The 1,052-nt window shown below is 65.2% G+C and carries 1 protein-coding gene; it reads right to left on the bottom strand.

Features of this window, described 5'->3' with window-relative positions:
- Window positions 1-1,052 (bottom strand): serine hydroxymethyltransferase (gene glyA / locus HV773_RS36495; protein ID WP_175198552.1); only part of this gene is annotated, 1,052 nt, incomplete at both ends.

Below are 1,052 nucleotides of genomic sequence, written 5' to 3'. Positions count from 1 at the left end.
GCGTCTTCCGGGTTGTCCAGCACGTCGGCAATCAGGTTGCCCACCTGCTCGGCTTCCTTCACGCCAAAGCCGCGCGTGGTCATGGCCGGCGAGCCCAGGCGCACGCCGCTCGTCACGAACGGCTTTTCCGGGTCGTTCGGAATCGCGTTCTTGTTCACCGTGATGTGCGCGGCGCCCAGTGCTGCTTCGGCGGCCTTGCCGGTGATCTTCTTCGCGCGCAGGTCCACCAGCATCACGTGGCTTTCCGTGCGGCCCGAAACAATGCGCAGGCCGCGCTTGACCAGCGTTTCGGCCAGCACGCGCGCGTTCTCGACCACCTGCTGCTGGTAGGTCTTGAATGCCGGCGAGAGCGCTTCCTTGAACGCCACCGCCTTGCCTGCGATCACGTGCATGAGCGGACCGCCCTGGATGCCCGGGAAAATCGCCGAGTTGATCTGCTTCTCGAATTCGGCCTTCATCAGGATCACACCGCCGCGCGGGCCGCGCAGGCTCTTGTGCGTGGTCGTGGTGACGAAGTCGGCGAACGGCACCGGGTTCGGGTAGACGCCCGCGGCCACGAGGCCCGCGTAGTGCGCCATGTCGACCATGAAATACGCGCCAACGCTCTTCGCAATCTTCCCGAGACGCTCGAAGTCGATGCGCAGCGCAAACGCCGAGGCGCCCGCCACGATCAGCTTCGGCTTGTGTTCCTGGGCGAGCTTTTCGGCGGCTTCATAGTCGATGTCCTCGGCTTCGTTCAGGCCGTAGCTCACGACGTTGAACCACTTGCCCGACATGTTCACGGGCGAGCCGTGCGTGAGGTGGCCGCCGTGCGCGAGGCTCATGCCCATGATGGTGTCGCCGGGCTTGAGCATGGCGAAGAACACCCCCTGGTTGGCCTGCGAGCCCGAGTTCGGCTGGACGTTGGCGGCTTCGGCGCCGAACAGTTCCTTCACGCGGTCGATCGCGAGCTGCTCGACGACATCCACGTACTCGCAGCCGCCGTAGTAGCGCTTGCCGGGATAGCCTTCGGCGTACTTGTTGGTGAGCTGCGAACCCTGCGCGGCCATCAC

It is taken from the genome of Paraburkholderia caffeinitolerans (assembly GCF_902859945.1).
Classification (GTDB): domain Bacteria; phylum Pseudomonadota; class Gammaproteobacteria; order Burkholderiales; family Burkholderiaceae; genus Paraburkholderia; species Paraburkholderia caffeinitolerans.
Note: the sequence above shows the minus strand (reverse complement) of the source record. Positions and strands in the feature narration are given on the sequence as shown.